The organism is Plantibacter sp. VKM Ac-2885, assembly GCF_015351205.1.
In the GTDB taxonomy this organism is placed as follows: Bacteria; Actinomycetota; Actinomycetes; order Actinomycetales; family Microbacteriaceae; genus Plantibacter; species Plantibacter auratus.
In genome coordinates, this window is record NZ_JADKSK010000001.1 from 392,464 (window position 1) to 409,472 (window position 17,009).

Sequence of the window (17,009 nt, forward strand, 5' to 3'; positions counted from 1 at the left end):
AGCGGGGAAGGTTGCTCGGCACTTCGACAGGCTCAGTGCCCGGGAAGGGTGGGCCCGGTGACCGGACAAGCCGGGCCCGGCGGCCGGGGGCGGCTACTCCACGAGGCGGAGGCGGACCGCCATGAACTGGCGACCGGGCAGGTCGACCCGGACCGTACCGGTGTACGTGCCGGGGAGGGTCTCGACCGTCATGTTCCAGGTGTCGAGCACGTCGACGTGGAACTCGCCCTCGGGGAGGAAGACGTTGCGGAACCGCGGCCGGTTGAAGCCGAAGTAGCCGATGACGTAGCGGCCGGAGACTCCGCCCCACGGCACGTCCCAGTCGCCGGGCAGCGGGTCGAGGACACCCGTCGGGGACTCCGCCGAGATGCGCTCCAGGAACGCGATGCGGTCGGGACTCGAACCGATGAGCGGCCCGCCCTTCGACCAGAACAGCTCCTCCCGGTCGTTGAGGTAGGTCTCGCCGTGGCCGACGTAGCCGCCGCGGATCGCACCCTCCCAGAACCGTCGCACCATCTCCTCGCCGGTGATGTTGCCCCAGCCCTGGTCGATGTCGCCCTCGTAGGCGCACTCGTCGATGACGATCGGCTTGCCCCACTGCTCGCGCCAGGCGTCGGTGTTCTCCGCGGTCCGGTAGACGTCGACGCGCTGCACGCTGCAGTGCGTGATCCAGGGCTTCGTGTAGTCGTAGAACCCCTGGCAGTTGTGGATGGAGTTGAGGTGGCCGTGCGGGTCCTCCGCGCCGACGACCGCCGCGAGACGCTCCCAGTCGTCGTTCGTCTTCGCCCAGAGCAGGTCGTACTCGTTCGCCATCGACCACCACACGTTCGCGAACGCGGCGAGCCGGCGGACGGCGTAGCGGAGGTACCGTTCGTCGACGGCCGGACCGAGGTCCGCGAAGCCCCAGCGGTCGTAGGCGTGGAAGAGGATGAGGTCCGCTTCGATGCCGAGCGCGCCGAGCTGGGTGATGCGCCGCTCGAGGTTCGCCCAGTAGGCCGGGTCGAAGCGCTCGTGGTCGAACCCGTCGGCGAGCGAGCCGACGAAGGGGAACGTCTCCGGCTCGTTCGCGTTGTAGAGGTACGACTTCGGGAACACGCACATGCGGATCTTCGTGAACGGCGAGGCTTCGAGGGCGCGGAGGGTCTCTTCTTGCAGCTCCTCGGGCTGGTGCGTCCAGGCGTAGGCGGTCGTGCCGAGCGGGCGATGGCGGGTGCCGTCGGCGTGGGCGAAGTGGAAGCCGTCGACGCGCACCGGGCCGTGGCTGCCCGTCGCCGCGGACGACACGGTGAACGTACCCGAGACGCCGTCGAGCGATCGTGCGGTCGAGGTCGTGGTGAACGACCACTCGCCCTGCTCCTCGGCGAGGAGGCGCACCAGGTACCGACCGTCGCCGTCGTAGAACCCGCCGACGGTGAGCTCGCGTGCGCCGTTCGTGAACGTCGCGCCGAGTTCCACGTCGACGAACGGGTTGCCGTGCGACGGCCCGTCCAGCCGGATCTCCACGACGCCGTACTGCGGGACGTCGCCGGGGACCGTCAGGGTCGCCGAGCCGCGCGGGACGTCCTGGCCCTCGTAGTCGGGAGCGGGCTCGATCGCGGCGCCGTAGGGGGCGCGGGCGTCGGGACCGTCGTCGACCTGTGCGAGCGCCGCCCAGAGACGATCCTTCGCCGCGTCGTCCTGCAGCTCCGGCACGATCGCCGACAGCTGCCCGAGCCGGATGCTGCGGAACTGTTTGGCCATCGGCGACGCGGCGATGCCGGGCAGGAACTGCTCGAGGACGGTGCGACCCGCGGGGCTCTCGATGACGTCTCCGAAGGCGGAACTGCGGTCGAACATGGATCTCCTGTGATCAGCCGAGCGGGTCGGCGGCGGGTGCTACTGGTGCGGGCGGTGCGAGTGTTGCACGTGGAACAGTCGAGTGGGGGTTATCGCGCAACTCCTGGTGCCGGAGTGGCTGCGGACAGCGCCGCGTCCACCTCGTCGAGCATCGACGGCGGCGTGAACATGAGGAGCTGACGGACGGTCCGACCCCGACTCCACTGGGTGCCGCGGCGGATGTCGTCGGCCTTGGCCTGATCGTGGGCACCCACCGAGCTGAGGAGGGCGTCGTACGCGGCAGGTCGGTCGATGATCTCGGAGAGCGGCGAGTCGAGGCCGAGCGTGATGTCGTCATCGGCACTCGAGCCGGCGTCCGTGGCCTCGATCGTCCAGTCGTGGCGACCGGACCCGACCGTCTTCTCCGCGGCACCCGGCAGTGCGACCGTCGCCGTCGTGTTCGGCGGCACGACCGCCGACACCCGGAGGGACGACCCGTCGCGCCGCCACGCCACCGATGCCTCGCCGTAGGGCGTGACATGTCGGGCCTCGGCGTGGTCGAGTCCGTCGATCGGCCGCGGTGCGATCCGGAGTTCGCGGTAGCCGGGAGCCGCGGGGGCGAGTCCGGCCACGGTGCGGTGCAGCCAGTCGGCGACGGCGCCGAGCGCGTAGTGGTTGAACGAGGTCATCTCGCCCGGGTTGACCGAGCCGTCCTCGAGCAGGCTGTCCCAACGCTCCCAGATCGTGGTCGCGCCCTTGGTGACGGGCGAGAGCCAGGACGGGTTCTCGGTCTGGAGCATGAGGCGGCCGGCCGCGCGGAGGTGTCCGCCGTCGGCGAGTGCGTCGGTGATGAGCGGCGTCCCCACGAAACCGGTGCCGATGCGGTAGCCGTCGGCGCGCACGAGGTCGGCGAGGCGGTCCGCGAGGCGTTGCCGCAGGGCGGGGTCGTCGACGAGGTCGAACCGCAGGGCGAGGGCGTAGGCGGTCGGCGCGTCGGACATCATCCGGCCGGCGGGCGTCACGTACTCGGCGGTGAAGGCCGCCCGACTCCGCTCGGCCAAGTCGCCGTACCGCTCGGCGTCCGCCGTCTCCCCGAGGAGCTCGGCGGTGTCGGCGAGGATCCGGAGGGATCGCGCGTGATAGGCGCTCGCGACGATGTCCGAGTCGACCCTGGCCTTCGCCGGCTGGTCCGGCGGCGCGCTCGGGTCGAGCCAGTCGCCGAGCTGGAAGGTGTTCGACCAGAGACCGTCGGTGCTCACCCGGAGGACGGCCTCCACCCAGGAACGCATCGACGGGTACTGCTCGCGCAGGATCCCGAGGTCGCCGTAGCGCTCGTGGAGCACCCACGGCACGACGGTCGCGGCGTCGCCCCAGGCCGCGGTCGGCCCGCCGCCGGCGAATCCGGACAACGCGGCCGGGACCACCATGGGGACGACACCGTCCTGGTGTCCCTGCTCGAGCGCGAGGTCGCGCAGCCAGGAGTCGAGGAAGGCGGAGCTGTCGTAGAGGAAGCTCGCGGTCGGGGCGAAGACCTGCAGGTCACCCGTCCAGCCGAGCCGTTCGTCGCGCTGCGGGCAGTCGGTCGGGATGCTCAGGAAGTTGCCGCGCATGCCCCAGACGACGTTCTCGTGGAGGCGGTCGAGCAGCTCGTGCGAGGAGGAGAACCAACCCGTGCGCGTGAGGTCGCTGTGGAGGACGACGGCGGTGACCGACGCCGGGTCGAACGCGCCCGGCCAGCCGTCGATCTGCGCGTAGCGGAAGCCGTGGAAGGTGAAGCGGGGCTCGATCGTCTGCTCGCCGTCTCCCGAGAGCGTGACGTGGTCGGTGGCCGCGGCGTTGCGGAGGGGACGCAGGGCGAGTTCGCCCTCGTCGAGGACCTCGGCGTGCCGGAGCGTGAGCGTCGTGCCCCGCGGGCCGGCGACGGTGAGCCGGAGGCGGCCGACGAGGTTCTGGCCGAAGTCGAGGATGGTCGCGCCGGACGGCGAGGTGAGCACGTCCGCCACCGCGCGCTCCTCGATGCGACGGACGGGCGCGGCGATGCGGGCCTCCGGCACCGGGTGCGCAGCGTCGTCGACGAGGGCCGGGGCCCAGGTGGACGCGTCGAACGCCGTCGTCGACCAGCCGGGTTCGGCCAGGGTGGTGTCGATCGCCTCGCCGGCGTAGATGCCGCTGTCGACGAGCTCGGCACCGTCGGCCGCCGACCAGCTCGCATCGGTGACGAGCGTCTCCGTCGTCCCGTCGAGGTAGTCGAGCTGCAGCTGGGCGGCGAAGCGTGGCTGGTCGCCGTAGATCCGCTCGGCGAACTGGAAGAACCCGTAGCGCTCGGTGTACCAGGCGCCGGCGACGGTCGCGGCGAGGACGTTCTCGCCTGGCTCGACGAGCGCGGTGACGTCGACGGTCTCGTGCACGAGGCGGTCGCCGTAGGCGGTCCAGCCGGGGGAGAGGACGTCGTCCGAGGCAGAAACCCCGTTGAGCTGCGGTTCCGCGGCACCGAGCGCGGTCCAGAACAGCCGGGCGCGACGGACGGGCCCGCCGACCGTGAAGGTGCGGCGCACACGGATCGGCTGCGCCGGACGCTCGGGCGCCGCGAGACCGATGAAGTGGGCGGTCCAGGCTCCGTCGGCGAGGAACGCGGCCTCGACGACGGTCGGCTCGCTCCAGGGTGTCTCCTCACCCGCGGTCGACGCGGCACGGACCTCGACGGTGCGCACCTCGTCCGGGGCGAGCGGGGTGAACGGCCAGGAGACGAGGACGGAGTCGCGGCCCTCGACGCGCGCCGTCGCACCACTGCCGTCCCGGAGCTCGGCCCAGGCCTGCACCCAGTCTGAAGCCGAGGTCTCGACGGTCCAGCTCAACCGAGGCGTCGGTGTTGCAACCGCGGGGCTGTCGTCGCGGGTCTCCGCCCGCAGCCGCCCGATCCGCGCGACGTGCGTGGTCATCGGGAGGTCCCTGCCGCGATGGTGACGACGTGCTCCTGCACGAGGTCGACGACGGACGATCCGATCCGGAGGGTGACGTCGCCTGGCTCGACCTGCCAGCCGTCCGCCCAGTGGGCGAAGACCCGGGCCGGCAGCGCGACCTCCCAGGCGACCGATTCGCCGGCGCCCGCGCGGACGACGGCCGATCCGACGAGCCAGCGCACGGGGCGGTCGACCGAGGAGTCCGGTCGCTCCGCGTACACCTGTACGACGTGCTTGCCGGCGCGGTCGCCGGTGTTCGTCGCGGTCCCGGAGACGCGGGCGCTGTCGGAGGCGACGCCACCCGAGATCTCGCCATCGTCGATGGACCAGCTCGTGTACCCGAGCCCGTGGCCGAACCAGTAGGCGGGCGTGGCAGCTGAGCGGAGCCACGCGCGGTAGCCGATGTGGATGCCCTCCTCGTAGCGGAGCACGCCGTCCACCGGGGTGACGTCGAGCACCGGGACGTCGTCGAGCGCTGCAGCCCAGGTGGTGCTGAGGCGACCACCGGGTTCGGCGACACCGAGGAGCACGTCGGTCAGGGCGTTGCCCATCTCCTGCCCGCCGAACCAACCGAGGAGCACGGCGGCGACCTCGTCGCTCCAGGGGAGCAGGACCGGGGCACCGGAGTTGACGATCACGACGGTGCGCGGGTTCACAGCGGCGACGGCCCGGACGAGCTCGTCCTGACGGCCGGGGAGGGTGAGATCGCTGCGGTCCCAGCCCTCCGATTCGACCTTCGAGTTCGTGCCGACGACCACGACGGCGACATCGGCCGCGCGGGCCGCCTCGACCGCCTGGGCGATGAGGGCGTCGGGGTCGGAGTCGTCGGGAGCGCGACCGACGGTGACGCTGATCGCGCCGAGACCGTTCTCGCTCGGGGAGAGGTCGAACTCCGCGCGGAGTTCGACGGCGACGTCGGCCTGGGCGGCGAACGCCCCCGTCGCCGACGGCGGGGCGAGCAGCGCCGCGCCGAGGTCGTTCCCGACGACCACGGGCTGCTCGTCGACGAGGAGGACGCCGTCGACGAAGAGCCGGCCGTGGAGCCCCGTGGCGAAGCCGAGTCGCAGCTGCTCGGTGGCCTCCGGCGTGTACGTGGTGGTGAGCACGAGCTGCGACGCCGTGGTGACCGGGGCGTCGCCACCGAACCAGACGAGCGCGGTGGACCGGCGGTCCTCGGTGAAGAGTTCCACACCGTCGGCGTCGAGGAACGTGGCGACGAGACCGGGGTCACCCGTGCGCGGATTGGTGAGGCGCTCAAGCGGGAGTTCGGCGACGCCCTCCTGCACGATCGCGCCGACGGCGTAGTCGATCGTCGCCTCGGGGAGCGCGAGTCGGAGTCCCTCCAGCGGGCTGACGGTGTGCTCGGGGAGGACCGTCGCGCTGCCACCGCCCTGGGTGCGCGAGTCGCGGGCGTTGTGCCCGATGACGGCGACGCGGGTGAGCGCGGCGGCGTCGAGGGGGAGCGTGCCGTCGTTGTCGAGCAGCACGACGCCCTCGGTCTCGGCCTCGCGGGAGAAGGCGACCCCGTCGACCGGGGCCGGCGCCAGCGCTTCCTCGCCGAGGGCACCGACACGGACCGCGAGGGCGAGGAGTCGGGCGACCTTGCGGTCGACGTCGGCTTCGGCGACGCGGCCGTCGCGGACGGCCTCGACGAGGGCCGCGCTCCATGCGGGAGCGGGGCCGGGCATGGCGAGGTCCTGCGACGCCGGTGCCGAGCCGAGGCTGCGGACGCCGGTCCAGTCGCTGACGACGACGCCGTCGAAGCCCCACTCCGAGTTGAGCGGCGTCTCCAGGAGGTCGTTCTCGCTCATCGTGACGCCGTCGACGGAGTTGTAGGCGCTCATGATCGCCCAGGTGCCGGCCTCGGTCACCGTGCGCTCGAACGGCGCGAGGTAGAGCTCGCGGAGGGCGCGCTCGCTCGCGTGCACGTCGACCGTGAAGCGGTCGGTCTCGGAATCGTTGGCGACGTAGTGCTTCGGGGTCGCGGCGACGCCGTTGTCCTGCAGGCCGCTGACGTAGGCGGCCGCGAGCGATCCGGTCAGTTCCGGATCCTCGCTGAACGCCTCGAAGTGCCGCCCGCCGAGCGGGGAACGGTGGAGGTTGATGGTCGGGCCGAGGACGACGTCGACGCCCTTCCGGCGGGCCTCGGCCGCGGCGACGGCGCCGTATCGGTAGGCGAGCGACGGATCCCACGAGGAGGCCAGCGCGGTCGCTGACGGGAGGTTGATGGACGGCGAGCGCTCGTCCCACAGCGGACCGCGGACGCCGGCCGGGCCGTCGGACAGGACCATGGCGCGGAGGCCGATCTTCTCGAGCGGGACCGTGGTCCAGAAGTCGGCGCCGGAGACGAGCGCGACCTTCTCCTCGAGGTCGAGCCGGGCGACGAGGGCGCCGATCGCCGCGGTGTCGACGGGCTTCGTGGCGGCGGCGTGCCGGGGGGTGGTGATGGTCATGCGATGTGAGTCCGTTCTGGGGTGGCCCTTCGACAAGCTCAGGGACCGGATGGTGGGTCTCAGGGACCGGATGTGGGTCTCAGGGACCGGTTGTGGGTCTCAGGGACCGGTTGTGGGTCTCAGGGACCGATGTGGGTCTCGGGGACCGGATGTGGGCCCTTCGACAAGCTCAGGGACCGGATGGTGTGGGTGGTGCGCCCGGCCGGCCAGGTTCCTGGCCCCGGCCGACCGGGCGGTCGAAGCGACGGTCAGGCGGCGGACTCCGCCGCACGCTGCTCGTCGATGAGGCGGCGTCGCTCCACCCGGCGGTCCTCCTGGCGGTCCGGATCGGGGATCGGTGCCGCCATGAACAGGCGCTGCGTGTAGGGGTGGGCCGGGTGCGCCGTCACCTGGTCGCCGTCACCGGACTCGACGATCTCGCCGTGGTACATGACCGCCACGCGGTGGCTGATGTGCCGGACGACCGCGAGGTCGTGCGAGATGAACAGGTAGGCGACGCCCGTCTGTTCCTGGATGTCGATGAAGAGGTCGAGGACCCGCGCCTGCGTCGACAGGTCGAGGGCCGACACGGGCTCGTCGCACACGATGAGCTTCGGATCGAGGGCGAGCGCCCGGGCGATCGCGATGCGCTGCCGCTGGCCGCCCGAGAACTCCCGGGGGAGCCGTGAGGCCGCGCCGGTCGGCAGCTGCACCTGGTCGAGCAGGGATCCGACGCGCTTGCGGGCGTCGGCGCCGGAAACGCCGCGGACGGTGAGCGGCTCGGTGAGGATCTGCTCGATCGTGAGCGAGGGGTTGAGCGAGGAGTACGGGTCCTGGAACACGACCTGGATCTCCGAGCTCAGCGCCCGGCGCTCCTTGCGCTTCAGGTGCCCGATCTCCTGGTCGCGGTAGCGGATGCTGCCGCCGGTGACCGGGGCGAGGCCCAGCACGGCGCGACCGAGTGTGGTCTTGCCGGAGCCGGACTCGCCGACGAGGCCGACGGTCTCACCGGGCTTGATGTCGATCGACACGCCCTTGAGTGCCTTGAACGACTGGGCGCGGAACCCCTTGCCCGGGTACTCGACTTCGAGGTCCTTCACCTCGAGCAGTGACGACGTCATCGGGTCTCTCCTGTCAGGTTCGTCGCGAGTGCCGGTCGGGCGGGACCCTCGTCGAGGATCGCGCCGAGCAGCGACTGCGTATACGGGTGCTGTGCGTGGTTGAAGATCGAGCGCACCGGCCCGGTCTCCACGATGAGACCGTTCTGCATGACCGAGACGCGGTCGCAGAGGTCGGCGACCACCCCGAAGTTGTGCGTCACGAGGAGCATCGCCATGTGGCGCTCCGCCTGGAGGTCCCGCAACAGGTCGAGGACCTCCGCCTGCACGGTCACGTCGAGGGCCGTGGTGGGCTCGTCGGCGATGATGATGTCCGGGTCCGTCGAGACGGCGCCGGCGATGAGCACACGCTGCGCCATACCGCCCGAGACCTCGTGCGGGAACGCGGCGAAGGTGCGCTTGGGGTTCGGGATGCCGACCCGCTCGAGCAGGGCGAGTGCCTTGTCCGTCGCCTCCTTCTTGCTCAGGCCGAGGGTGACGCGCAGGGGTTCGACGAGCTGGCTGCCGATCGTGAACGCCGGGTCGAGGTTCGACATCGGCTCCTGCGGGATGTAGCCGATGCGCTTGCCGCGGATGGCCGTGTACTCGCGCTCCCCGAGGGTGTCGAGTCGGGTGCCCTCGTAGCGGATCGTGCCGTCGGTGACCCGGCCGCCGCGGGGCAGGAGTCCGAGGACGCCCCACGCCGTCTGGGTCTTGCCCGAGCCGGATTCACCGATGAGGCCGTGGACCTCGCCCTTGCGGATGTCGAGGTCGACGCCGTGGACGACCTCGGTGACCCGGCCGCCCTCCTGGTCGTAGCCGACGCGGAGGTCGCGGACGCTGAGGACGAGCTCCTCGGCGCGAGCGGAGGCGCGGGCGTCGTCGTCGTGGCGGATGGGCGGGACGCCGACGATCTCGTCCTCGCTGATCCCGGAGGTGCTGATCGACTGCGTGACGATCGTGTTGGAGCCCGTCTTCGACGTCGTCACGATCTTGCGACGGCGCCGACGGACGGACACGGTGCGCTCGAGCTCGTCGCGCATCGCGTTGGCGAGCAGGGTGAGCGCGATGCAGGTGAGCGCGATCGCGAGCGACGGCCAGACCATGAGAATCGGTGCCTTGTAGATGTTCGTGAAGCCGTCGTTGAGCATCGAACCCCAGGTCGGCACCGACAGGTCGCCGAGACCGAGGAACTCGAGGCCGGACTGGATCGCGATGGCGATGCCCGCGATGATCGCCGACTGGATGATGATCGGTGCGCGGACGACGGAGAGGATGTGCTTGCCGATGATGCGCGGGTCGCTGAGGCCCGAGACCCGGGCGGCGTCCACGTAGAGCTCCGAGCGGACGGCCGTGACCGCCGCGTAGACGAGGCGGAAGTAGGAGGGCGAGAGCAGGATGCCGAAGATCGCCATCGAGATCCAGACCGACGGGCCGAGGACGGCGCGGGCGGCGAGCAGGACGACGATTCCGGGCAGCGCCATGATGAGGCCCGTGAACCAGGACGACACGGAGTCGAACCAGCCCTGGTAGTACCCGGCGATCAGCCCGGCGACGACCCCGATGACGATGGCGACGACGAGGGCGAGGAGCGCTGCGGCGACGCTGATCTGGGTGGCGGCGAGCAGGCGGGAGAACACGTCGCGCCCGGCGCTGTCCGCTCCGAGGAGGTGGTCGGCGCTCGGAGGCGCCAAGACCTGCTGCAGGGACGCGAGGTTCGGGTCCTGCGGGGCGATGAGCGGTCCGAGGATCGCGACGACCCCGATGAGCACGAGGAACACGAGGGACGCGGCGCCGATCGGGCGCTTGAGGAGCCGACGCAGGAGGTTGACGCGGACCTGCGGGGTCGGGACGGTGAGCGGGGTTTCGATGGCGGTCATGACAGTCGCACCTTCGGGTTGAGCGCAGCCTGCGCGAGGTCGATGAGCAGGTTGACGACGACGACGATGATGGCCGTCGCGATGACGACCCCCATGACGATGGGGATGTCGCCCTGGGTCGTGGCCTGCACGGCGAGCTGACCGATGCCCGGGAGGGCGAAGATCTGCTCGATGATGACGGCGCCGCCGAGGAGGCCGATGAACTGCACGGCGAGGACGGCGAGAGCCGGGCCGCCGGCGTTCCGCAGCACGTGCTTGTAGATGACGCGGCCCGTGCCGAGCCCGCGACTGCGGAGCGTCCGGACGTAGTCCTTCGACATCGCGTCGACGACGGAACCGCGCACCTGCTGCGAGACCGTCGCGATGGCGCCGATCGCGAGGGCGATGATCGGCAGCGTCACCGAGGCGACCCAGCCGGAGAAGGACGTGGTGATCGGGATGTATCCAGTTGCTTTGAACAAGCGCAGGTTGATCGCGAAGGTGATGACGAGCACGAGCGCGATGAGGAAGCTGGGGATCGCGAAGCCGATGACGGAGATGAACTGGACGACATTGTCGATCCATCCACCGCGACGGGCGGCGAGGACACCGAGGATGACGGACACGATCGCGGCGATGATGGTCGCGCCGAGCACGATCGAGAGGGTGACGGCGAGGCGGCCGGTGACGCCGGAGGAGACGAGCTGGCCGGTGAACCACGAGCGGCCGAGGTCGCCCTGGAAGGCGGAGGTGATCCAATCGAGGTACTGCACCGGAAGCGGGCGGTCGAGGCCGAGTTCGGCGGCCTTCTTCGCGACGGTCTCGGTGGTGGCGCTCTGGCCGAGGATCCGGCGGGCGATGTCGCCGCCGCCGAGGTAGAGGAGGGAGTACGCGATCACGGAGATCACGAAGATGAGGACGACGCCGGACACCAGGCGTCTGAGGATGAATCCGAGCATGGGTCACTCCAGGAAGTGGGTGAGTGAGAGGTGTTGGGGCCGGCCCGCCCGAGCGCTGGGCACTCGGGCGGGCCGGGGTCGAACCGACGTGCGGCCGGCCGGTCCCGGTCCCTGAGCCGGTCGACGGGCGAACCCCTCGACCGGCTCAGGATCAGCGGACTACTTCGGCTGGATGTCGTAGATGGACGGGTACGCGTTCGTCGGGATCATCTTGACGGTCGTGTTGGCGTCCGTCGCGAAGCTGCCCTGCACCCGGTAGAAGGGGGCGAACCAGGCCTGCTCGACGATGTAGGCGTTGAGTTCCTTGGCGACCTTGCCCTGCGTCGCCTCATCGCCGTACTGGATCTGCTTGATGTACTCGTCGACCTTCGGGTCGTCGTACTTGAAGGGGTTGAAGACGGCGTTCGGGGCGATCATGAACTGGATGAGCTGCCAGTCCGGGTTCTGCTCCAGCGCCATGAAGGAGACGGGGAACTTCGGGGCCAGGAGGTCGGCGATGAAGTTGTTGCCCGGGTCCGTGTACTCGGCGGTGATGCCGACGTCGGCCAGCTGCTGCGAGATCAGCGTGTAGGTGGTGGCGCCGAGCACGGTGGAAGAGGGCATCGAGAGCGTCAGGCCGTCGGCGTAACCCGCCTCGGCGAGCAGCTCCTTGGCCTTCTCGGGGTCGTAGCCGTAGCGGTCGTCGAGCGACTTGTCGTAGGCGGGGGAGTTCTCCGGGAAGACCTGACCCGTGACCGTGCCGTTGTCGTTCTGCAGCGCCTTGAGCAAGGCAGGGCGGTCGAACGCGTAGTTGATGGCCTGGCGGACGCGGACGTCGGCGATCGCCGGTTTCATCGTGCCGGCGCGGTCGAGGAGGAGCATGCCCTGGAAGTCGAGCTCGTTGGCGTTGACGGTCCAGCCGGCGCCCTCGACCTCGGCGAGGTTGTCGTTGTTGGCGAGCTTGATGCCGTTGACCTCGCCCGACTTGACGGCGTTGAGGCCGGCGGTCGCATCCTGGAGGACGTTGATGGTCAGCTTGTCGTAGTGCTGCCAGTCCTTGTTCCAGTAGTCGGGGTTCGCGGTGTAGCTGTAGCTCGTGCCGGTGACGGTCGCGGCCGTGTCGAGCACGTACGGTCCGGAGCCGACCGGGTTGGTGGCGAGGTCGGGGCTGTCGAACGACTCGGCACTGGCGATCAGGCCGGGGTCGCGGGTGAGGTAGTTGAGCATGGCCGGGTCCGGCGCGCTCAGGGTGATGACCACGGTGGTGTCGTCGGGTGCCTCGACGGAGGCGACGCCCGCGAAGTACCCGGCGTCGGGGGAGGTGCCGGTCTTGAAGCGCTCGAGGTTCTGTTTGACGACGTCGGCGGTGAGCTTCGACTTGTCGGTGAAGGTGACGTCGTCGCGGATCTTGAGCGTCAGGACGGTGTTGTCGTCGTTGTACTCGTAGGAGGTCGCGAGCGACGGGACGATCTCGCCGTCGGCGGTGGCGACGAGCAGGGTGTCGAAGACGGCCTGGTAGAAGGGCGAGCGGTTGCCCCACTCGGAGCCGGCCGGGTCGAACGTGGTGGGGGGAGTGATCGCACCCAGGATCAGGGTGCCACCGGAGCCGCTGTCAGAGCCGGAGGTGCTACCGGAGCATCCGGTGAGCACGAGTGCAGCAGCGGTGACCGCGACGGCTGCGGTCGTCTTCCATCGGAACATCTTTGTCCATTCGCTGTGAGCAATCCCTCATCGGATCGCTGGTGATTGAGGACGCTAGCATGAAACCCGAGTGGTCACTAGCTTTTTGTTTTCGGCCATGTCACAGTTGGATCACGACCAGGCCGCGGCGTTCGACGGGGAACGCGCTATCGTGAAGCCGTCCGAAGGGGGAGGTCGTCCGATGACATCGGTCAAGACCGGGAACAAGCCGCAGGGGAAGCCCCGCGGTGCATATGCGAAAACCGGTATGAAGCGCGTCGCGATCCTCGACGCCGCGCTCGCCGTCTTCGCCAACGGGGGATACCGCGCGGGTTCGCTTCGGGAGGTGGCCGCGCAGGTGGGGATGAGCGAGGCCGGACTCCTGCACCACTTCCCGAACAAGAGCGCGCTGCTCGCCGCCGTGCTCTCCCACCGCGACGACCTCTCGGCGACGCTCGTGCCGATGGACGGCGATGACCCGATCGAGACGCTCCGGGGGTTGGTCGCACTCGCCCGCTACAACGCTTCCGTGCCCGGCGTGGTCGCGCTCTACTGCACGCTCTCGGCGGAGGCGACGTCGCCCGACCACCCGGCGCACGACTACTTCGTCGAGCGCTACGAGGGCACGCGCGGGCGGCTTGAGCGCACCTTCGGGCTGCTCGTCTCCGCAGGACGGGTGCGGGCCGACTTCCCCACCACCAGCGCGGCCTTCATGACCCTCGCGCTCATGGACGGCCTGCAGGTGCAGTGGCTGCTCGCACCGGAGTCGGTCGACATGGCGGACGAGCTCCACGCCTTCCTGTCGGGGCTCCTCGGCTCCGAGCTCTAGGCGCCGAGCGGCCGGCGCGGCAGCAGGAGATCCGCCTGGGGACAGGCGCCTTCGAGCGAGTGGGTCCTGCTCCGGCGTTGATCTCCTGCTGTCGCGCTACGGCGTGGTCGTGCGGGCGTCGCGCAGGTCCGCGCCGACGGAGACGTACGAGACGCCGCGGCGGTGCCGGGTGAACGGTACGGAGACGACGGCCGTGGTGACGATGATGAAGCTGAGGATCCCGATGATCCCGACGATCGTCTGGGTGAGGCCGCTGGTGGCGTCGGGTATCTGCGCGGCGGTCGTCGTGGCGATGTACGGCAGGGCCACGACGGACCCGCGGTAGAGGCGGCGGGCCGCCGATCCACGGCCGTCCGACCACTGCGGAGCGAGCCAGACGAGGCGCTGCCCGAGCGACGCCCCGCTCCCGATGAGCGCCGGCAGGACGATGACGAGGACGACCGTGCCCGCGCCGATGCTGAGCACCTCGGGCAGCGTCGGGTCGTTGGCGGTCCCGGTCGCTCCCGTGAGCAGGACGCGTGGGACGACGAACACGAGCGACAGCACCGTGATCGAGAGGTTCACGGCGAACGCGTCGAGCACCATGCCGAACCAGCGTCGCCAGACGGTGATGGGTCGCGCCCGGTCGCGAGTGGCACGAAGGGCTCGCGCGCTCGGCATCCACCCGAGGACGATCGGAGCGATGAGTGCTCCGATCGCGGCACCGGCCGTGTTCGTGATCACGTCGTCAACGTCGGCCACCCGGTAGGCGCATTCGTACAAGCCCCAGATGCCCGTGTACTGCGTCGACTCGATCAGGAGGGAGACGAGCGCCCCGAGCAGGATGGAGACACCGAGCCCGCGGTTCCAGTACCGCCGCGCGATGGCGCCGAACGGGATGAACAGGATCACGTTCAGGACGACCTGGAGGAACGCGTGGCTCGTCAGGGTGCTCAGGACGGAGAGCCCGGCGGTCTCCCGTGCGATGTCCCCGATCGAGTGCCCCGGGATCAGCTCGAGTGCTCCGTGGGCCGTGCTGCAGTTCGCGCGCTCGTCCGGCAGCGGCAGCAGCGTGTACGCCACGAGGGCCACCGCGTAGACACTGACCGCCGCAGCGCCGATCACCCGGGGGAGCGACATCTGGCCGTAGCGACGGAGCTGCACGAGCAGGATCGGGCCGAGGACGGCGAAGAAGATCAGCGTGCCGCCGACGAGTCCGACCCACGCCTGCCATGTCCATCCGCTCATTCCGACAACTGTAGGGCGCTCGCCGCGCCGTCGGCATCAGTCGGCGGACGGACCCCGGTCATCCTGCGGAGGGGCCTGCGCGACCCGGTCACGTGCCGTGCGTCGAGCATGCTTGCGCGCGTCATACTCCCGTTTGCGACGGAGCCTCCGGACGTCCCTGTCCTCGCGGGTCGGAGGTACTCGCGGTACGAGCCCTCGTGCGACCCGGATGAGGTAGCCGGTGCCGGTGAGGAAGAGTGAGGCCCCTCCGAGGATGGCGACGACGGCGCCGATCCATGCCATCCACACCGGTTTGGGGCGAGCGACACCGGTCGTGTCGAACAGCGGCTGCCCCCAGAGTTCCGTGATCATGGCGATGACGGCGACGGCGATCACCCCGAGGCCGAGCAGTGAGATCACGGCGATGGTGATGATCCCGGATGGTCGCCAGCGCTCTCGGATCCTCCCCATGGGACGAGTGTAGAACGTGGATACCCGCGATGATGGAGTGTGCCGACGCTCATCGTGACCACCCATCCCGACCCCGACTCCCTCACCCATCACCTCGCCCAGCGGCTTGCCCAGGAGCTGCGATCGACCTCGGACTCGACCAGCGTCGAGGTCGCGGACCTGGCTGCGGAGGGCTTCGACCCGCGGTACACGCTCGCCGACCGTCACACCTACCGCGTCGGCGGTGACTTCACCCCGGACGTGGCCGCCGAGCAGGAGCGGCTCGACCGGGCCACCGACCTCGTGCTCGTCTTCCCGGTGTACTGGTGGTCGGCGCCCGCACTCCTCAAGGGTTGGTTCGACCGCGTGTTCGTCAACGGCTGGGCGTTCGGCCTCGACGCGGACGGCGGGATCGTCCGGAAGCTCGACCGCCTGCGCGTGCACCTCGTGCCGATCGCTGGTGACGACGCCGGGGTGTACGACCGCCACGGCTACGAGCAGGCGATGCGGACGCAGCTCGAACACGGCATCGTCGACTTCTGCGGCGCTCGCCGCGGCGTGACGACCTTCGTCCACGACTCGGAGGGCGAGGACGCCGATGCGCGGACGCGGGCGGTGGAGGCCGCGGTGGACGCGGTCGTCGGAGCGATCCGCGCCTGAGCGCCCTTCGACAAGCTCAGGGACCGGACCCGGTCACTGAGCCGAACCCCGGTCACTGAGTAGCCCCCTCCGGTCACTGAGCTTGTCGAAGTGCGGCCCCGGACGGGATCCAGTCTCTGAGCCGAACCCCGGTCACTGAACCGAACCCCGGTCACTGAACCGAACCCCGGTCACTGAGCCGAACCCCGGTCACTGAGCCGAACCCCGGTCACTGAGCCGAACCCCGGTCACTGAGCCTGTCGAAGTGCTACGCCGTGAGGGTGCGGTTGAGGCGCTCGGTCGCGGTGTCCATGTGGTGCTGCATCGCGGCCGTGGCCGCGGCGGGGTCGCCCGACATGATCGCCTCGTAGACGGCCTCGTGCTCCTCGAAGGCGCGCTGTGCGTCGACGTCCTCGTGGATGCCGCGCTCCACCCAGATGCGGAGCAGCGAGCGAATGCTCTGCAGGAGGTCGGACAGCACGCGGTTGCCGGTGGCCGAGGCCAGCTCCAGGTGGAACTTGAGGTCGGCTTCGATGAACTTGGTGCGGTTGGCACCCGCCTCGCTCATCGCGGTGAGGTGGTTGCGGAGCCGGTTGCGCGCCATGTCGTCCATGCGCGTCGCGGCGAGGCCGGCGGCGAAGACCTCGAGCTGCCCGCGCACCTCGATGAGTTCGCGGGTCCGTGGTTCGCCGAGCATGAGGCCCCAGCTGAGCGTCTCGGGGAGGAGCTCGGAGACACTGCCGCGGAGGTAGGTGCCGCTGCCCGGGCGGACGTCGACGACGCCGAGGATCTCGAGCGCCGCGAGTGCCTCGCGGACGGCTGAGCGCCCGATGCCGAGGGACGCGGCGAGCTGACGTTCCGGTGGGAGGCGGGTCCCCGGGGCGATCTCGCCGCTGGTGAAGTGGTCGAGCAGGCGCTTCGCGACGGCGGAGACGGCGGATCCCACGGCGACCGGTCCGAGGCTGGACGAGATGTCGTCGGTCGGCCGATCCGGGAACGCAGGCATGGGTTCACTGTATCGCGGCCCTTCGACAAGCTCAGGGACCGGGAGGGGTGCTTCAGGGACCGGGTGGGGTGCTTCAGGGACCGGGAGGGGTGCTCGGG

The 17,009-nt window shown here is 70.3% G+C and carries 12 protein-coding genes; 2 read left to right on the forward strand and 10 right to left on the reverse strand.

Annotated features, from left to right (window positions below):
• Window positions 1–93: 93 nt before the first annotated feature.
• From ITJ66_RS01855 to ITJ66_RS01885, 7 genes are all read right to left on the reverse strand, one after another.
• Window positions 94–1,836, reverse strand: coding sequence for a DUF5605 domain-containing protein (locus tag ITJ66_RS01855; RefSeq protein WP_194643087.1), 1,743 nt, complete (start codon window positions 1,834–1,836; stop codon window positions 94–96).
• Window positions 1,837–1,925: 89 nt separating this feature from the next.
• Window positions 1,926–4,754, reverse strand: a complete 2,829-nt coding sequence (locus ITJ66_RS01860) for a family 78 glycoside hydrolase catalytic domain (RefSeq protein ID WP_194643089.1) — start codon at window positions 4,752–4,754, stop codon at window positions 1,926–1,928.
• Entirely contained in the window at window positions 4,751–7,228 is a 2,478-nt protein-coding gene (locus tag ITJ66_RS01865; protein WP_194643091.1) for a beta-glucosidase, read from the reverse strand. Before ITJ66_RS01865 ends, ITJ66_RS01860 begins: the two co-directional genes overlap by 4 nt.
• A 248-nt stretch (window positions 7,229–7,476) precedes the next feature.
• Complete coding sequence (locus tag ITJ66_RS01870; RefSeq protein ID WP_064295413.1) at window positions 7,477–8,328, reverse strand: ATP-binding cassette domain-containing protein; 852 nt, start codon at window positions 8,326–8,328, stop codon at window positions 7,477–7,479.
• A complete protein-coding gene (locus ITJ66_RS01875) occupies window positions 8,325–10,184 on the reverse strand; it encodes a dipeptide/oligopeptide/nickel ABC transporter permease/ATP-binding protein (protein WP_137242779.1) in 1,860 nt (619 codons plus the stop codon). The genes ITJ66_RS01870 and ITJ66_RS01875 overlap by 4 nt, the downstream gene beginning before the upstream one ends.
• Window positions 10,181–11,122 (reverse strand): ABC transporter permease, encoded by a 942-nt coding sequence (locus ITJ66_RS01880; protein WP_085511322.1) that lies wholly within the window; start codon window positions 11,120–11,122, stop codon window positions 10,181–10,183. The genes ITJ66_RS01875 and ITJ66_RS01880 overlap by 4 nt, the downstream gene beginning before the upstream one ends.
• Before the next feature lie 159 nt (window positions 11,123–11,281).
• Window positions 11,282–12,802, reverse strand: coding sequence for an ABC transporter substrate-binding protein (locus ITJ66_RS01885; protein ID WP_194643093.1), 1,521 nt, complete (start codon window positions 12,800–12,802; stop codon window positions 11,282–11,284).
• A 247-nt stretch (window positions 12,803–13,049) separates the two neighbouring features.
• On the opposite strand from ITJ66_RS01885, the gene ITJ66_RS01890 reads away from it, so the two are divergent.
• Window positions 13,050–13,610, forward strand: a complete 561-nt coding sequence (locus tag ITJ66_RS01890; RefSeq protein WP_228501437.1) for a TetR/AcrR family transcriptional regulator — start codon at window positions 13,050–13,052, stop codon at window positions 13,608–13,610.
• 96 nt (window positions 13,611–13,706) lie between these two features.
• Here the strand turns inward: ITJ66_RS01890 and ITJ66_RS01895 are convergent, their stop codons facing one another.
• Window positions 13,707–14,837 carry a VanZ family protein gene (locus ITJ66_RS01895; RefSeq protein WP_192018973.1) on the reverse strand — a complete coding sequence of 377 codons (1,131 nt, stop codon included), beginning with the start codon at window positions 14,835–14,837 and terminating at the stop codon, window positions 13,707–13,709.
• 36 nt (window positions 14,838–14,873) lie between these two features.
• Window positions 14,874–15,287: a hypothetical protein gene (locus ITJ66_RS01900; RefSeq protein ID WP_191940056.1), complete on the reverse strand. Its 414-nt coding sequence runs from the start codon at window positions 15,285–15,287 to the stop codon at window positions 14,874–14,876.
• Between the two features lie 39 nt (window positions 15,288–15,326).
• Here ITJ66_RS01900 and ITJ66_RS01905 point away from each other — a divergent pair, with 39 nt between their 5' ends.
• On the forward strand, window positions 15,327–15,926 hold the full coding sequence (locus tag ITJ66_RS01905; protein WP_194643095.1) for an NAD(P)H-dependent oxidoreductase: 600 nt from the start codon (window positions 15,327–15,329) through the stop codon (window positions 15,924–15,926).
• A 247-nt stretch (window positions 15,927–16,173) separates the two neighbouring features.
• On the opposite strand, the gene ITJ66_RS01910 is transcribed toward ITJ66_RS01905, so the two are convergent.
• Window positions 16,174–16,911 carry a FadR/GntR family transcriptional regulator gene (locus tag ITJ66_RS01910; protein WP_064295407.1) on the reverse strand — a complete coding sequence of 246 codons (738 nt, stop codon included), beginning with the start codon at window positions 16,909–16,911 and terminating at the stop codon, window positions 16,174–16,176.
• Between the last annotated feature and the right edge of the window lie 98 nt (window positions 16,912–17,009).

Bases quoted from the DNA above. Each gene is read 5' to 3' on its own strand.
- ITJ66_RS01855 (WP_194643087.1), bottom strand. From the start codon at position 1,836: ATGTTCGACCGCAGTTCCGCCTTCGGAGACGTCATCGAGAGCCCCGCG.
- ITJ66_RS01860 (WP_194643089.1), bottom strand. From the start codon at position 4,754: ATGACCACGCACGTCGCGCGGATCGGGCGGCTGCGGGCGGAGACCCGC.
- ITJ66_RS01865 (WP_194643091.1), bottom strand. From the start codon at position 7,228: ATGACCATCACCACCCCCCGGCACGCCGCCGCCACGAAGCCCGTCGAC.
- ITJ66_RS01870 (WP_064295413.1), bottom strand. From the start codon at position 8,328: ATGACGTCGTCACTGCTCGAGGTGAAGGACCTCGAAGTCGAGTACCCG.
- ITJ66_RS01875 (WP_137242779.1), bottom strand. From the start codon at position 10,184: ATGACCGCCATCGAAACCCCGCTCACCGTCCCGACCCCGCAGGTCCGC.
- ITJ66_RS01880 (WP_085511322.1), bottom strand. From the start codon at position 11,122: ATGCTCGGATTCATCCTCAGACGCCTGGTGTCCGGCGTCGTCCTCATC.
- ITJ66_RS01885 (WP_194643093.1), bottom strand. From the start codon at position 12,802: ATGTTCCGATGGAAGACGACCGCAGCCGTCGCGGTCACCGCTGCTGCA.
- ITJ66_RS01890 (WP_228501437.1), top strand. From the start codon at position 13,050: ATGAAGCGCGTCGCGATCCTCGACGCCGCGCTCGCCGTCTTCGCCAAC.
- ITJ66_RS01895 (WP_192018973.1), bottom strand. From the start codon at position 14,837: ATGAGCGGATGGACATGGCAGGCGTGGGTCGGACTCGTCGGCGGCACG.
- ITJ66_RS01900 (WP_191940056.1), bottom strand. From the start codon at position 15,287: ATGGGGAGGATCCGAGAGCGCTGGCGACCATCCGGGATCATCACCATC.
- ITJ66_RS01910 (WP_064295407.1), bottom strand. From the start codon at position 16,911: ATGCCTGCGTTCCCGGATCGGCCGACCGACGACATCTCGTCCAGCCTC.